At 73.0% G+C, this 2,453-nt stretch carries 3 protein-coding genes; 2 read left to right on the plus strand and 1 reads right to left on the minus strand.

Annotated elements, in window-relative coordinates; all coding sequences use genetic code 11:
• Window positions 1–174 precede the first annotated feature (174 nt).
• Window positions 175–639 carry a hypothetical protein gene (locus ITP53_RS54835; RefSeq protein ID WP_195903395.1) on the plus strand — a complete coding sequence of 155 codons (465 nt, stop codon included), beginning with the start codon at window positions 175–177 and terminating at the stop codon, window positions 637–639.
• Between the two features lie 16 nt (window positions 640–655).
• Here the strand turns inward: ITP53_RS54835 and ITP53_RS54840 are convergent, their stop codons facing one another.
• Complete coding sequence (locus tag ITP53_RS54840) at window positions 656–1,309, minus strand: class I SAM-dependent methyltransferase (RefSeq protein WP_195903396.1); 654 nt, start codon at window positions 1,307–1,309, stop codon at window positions 656–658.
• Between the two features lie 96 nt (window positions 1,310–1,405).
• On the opposite strand from ITP53_RS54840, the gene ITP53_RS54845 reads away from it, so the two are divergent.
• The coding region (locus ITP53_RS54845) for a serine hydrolase domain-containing protein (protein ID WP_195903397.1) at window positions 1,406–2,453 on the plus strand (1,048 nt) is incomplete at its 3' end.

Raw genomic sequence — 2,453 nt, forward strand, 5'->3', positions numbered from 1 at the left:
TCACGCTGTTGAGCTGGGACTTTACTGGTCCGAGCAGCGTCGCAGCCACCAAGCTCGAGCACGCAGGCACCACTTCAAGCGGCACCTGCGCCTACAGGTCCTACAGATCTAGCTATGTAGTACTAGGCGGACGCCTCGACCCTCGACGGCCCCTGGACGGGCAGGTGCGGCGCCGTGGTGTCGGTGTTCGGTCTCCAGCAGCTTCCCCGGCCGGAGCTCGCCGTCCGGTCGTGGCTGGCCGCGCTCGGCCCCGGGGGACGGCTGTCCGTCGTCTACTGGCCGGATGTCACCGAGCCGGACGGGCCGTTCGCACGCATCGCCGAGGTTGTCCGCCCCCATGTGCCCGCCGGCGACGACATCTGGGAGCACGAACTCGTGCCCGCGTTACGTGCGCGCGGCGCGGTCATCGAGCGCGACGAGCGGCCGGCCGATCTGATCACCCATCCGGACGCGGCCACCTTCTTCGACGCCTACACCCGCTCTGGACCGCTGCGCGCGCTGGCCGCCGCCCGCGGGGAGGCGTTCGTCGCCCGGCTGCGGCGGGACTTCCTCCGCCACGCACCGCACGGCCTGTGGAGCCACCGGCCCCGCGCCCACCACATCGTCGCCCGGCAGGCATCGGACAGCGCGGCCTCGTGACGACGCGGCGGGGGCGTCAGGCACCGCCGGGAGCGTCGTAGACCAGGGTGTACCGCCAGAACAGGCGGCGCCGGATCCGGGCGCCGGGCAGCTCCTGCGCGGCCGCGGCCCGGATGTCGGCCAGGGTCTCCTGGGGATCGGTGGTGGGCGCCGTCATGTGCGAGGGCGGCGCATCGGCGCGGGCCGGATGCCTGATCAGTCCCATGACCGGGTTGGCGAGCAGGGCCGGCAAGGCGGTGAGCAGGTCGGCGGGCCCGGCCTCCCGGTAACAGCCGACGACCACGAGGCGTCCGCCGGGGGCGAGACAGCCGCGCAGTTCTCGCAGGGTGGGCACCAGTGGGAGGTGGTGCAGGACGGCGACGAGGGTGATGGCGTCCCAGCGCCGCCGCGGTTCCCGCCCGGCGAAGTCGGTGTGGAGGATGGTGACCGCGGGATCGCCGGCGAAGCGCTGCGCCGCGGCGCGGGCGGTCGCGGGGTCGGGTTCGAGCCCGGTGACGGTGGCGCCGCGGCGGCGGAGGAGAGCGGCGAGGTTGCCGGTGCCGCACCCGACGTCGAGGACGTGGCGGGCCCCGGACGCGGCCACCCGGCCGGCGACCCAGCGGCCGTAGTGGTCGTTGTGGCTCCACGGGTGCCGCCGGTTGAAACGGTCGAGACGAGCCACCAACGTCATGCCGAACACCTTAGCGATCAGCACCGGTTGCGTACGCCGATCTCTTCTGCGTACATTGTTCGCATATTGGAACAACGTACGCAGAAGGGGCCGACGATGGCTTTCAACGCCGTTCACTGGCAGGCGCGGCTCGACGAGTTGTGCGCCGACAACCACGTCCCCGGCGCGTCCCTGGCCGTCCTGACCGGCGGGGACATCCACGAACTGGCCACCGGAGTCCTGCACCGGGGAACCGGCGTGGAGGTCACGACCGGCTCGGTGTTCCAGATCGGCTCGATCACCAAGGTCTACACCGCCACCCTGATCATGCAGCTCGTCGAATCGGGCGTGCTCGACCTCGACGCCCGGGTGGCGGACGTGCTGCCGGGCTTCGCCGTCGCCGACACCGGGGCGACCAGGACGGTGACGGTCCGGCAACTGCTCAGCCACACCAGCGGCATCAGCGGCGACTTCACCCTCGACACCGGCCGCGGCGACGACTGCCTGGCCCGCTACGTCGACGCCTGCGCCGCCGTGGGCCAGGACTTCCCGCCCGGCACGGCCGGCTCCTACAGCAGCACCGGATACACCATCCTGGGCCGCATCGTCGAGGTGCTGACCGGCCTGACCTGGGACGACGCCCTGCGCGAGCGCGTCTGCGCGCCGCTCGGCCTGACGAGCACGGTGACACTGCCCGAGGACGTGCTGCGTTTCCGCGCCGCGATGGGCCACCTGGGCGAGCCGCCGGTTCCCGCGCCGGTGTGGAACTCGCTGCCGCGCTCGGCGGGCCCGTACGGCGGCGTGCTCTGCGCCACCGCGGCCGACGTCGTGAGGCTCGCCCGCGCGCACCTGGACGGCGGCGTCGCGCCGGACGGCACCCGTGTGCTGGCGGCCGCGACGGCCGAGCGGATGCGGCGGCTCGAGGCCGGCGTCCCGGACAAGGGGACGGCCGGCTTCGAGGGGTGGGGCCTGGGCTGGACACTGTACGACTGGCACGGCGTCCCCGGCTTCGGCCACGACGGCGCCACCATCAGCCAGTACGGCTACCTGCGGGTGGCCCAGGAAGCCGGCGTGATCATCGCCCTGCTGGCCAACGGCGGCGGCACCCGCCAGGTCTACGCCGAGCTGTTCGGCGAACTGCTCGCCGAGCTGGCCGGAGTGCGCA

Source organism: Nonomuraea cypriaca, assembly GCF_015645445.1.
GTDB classification, from domain to species: Bacteria; Actinomycetota; Actinomycetes; order Streptosporangiales; family Streptosporangiaceae; genus Nonomuraea; species Nonomuraea cypriaca.

Excerpts from the sequence above, each read along its gene's own strand:
- ITP53_RS54840 (WP_195903396.1), bottom strand. The coding sequence starts at position 1,309 with ATGACGTTGGTGGCTCGTCTCGACCGTTTCAACCGGCGGCACCCGTGG.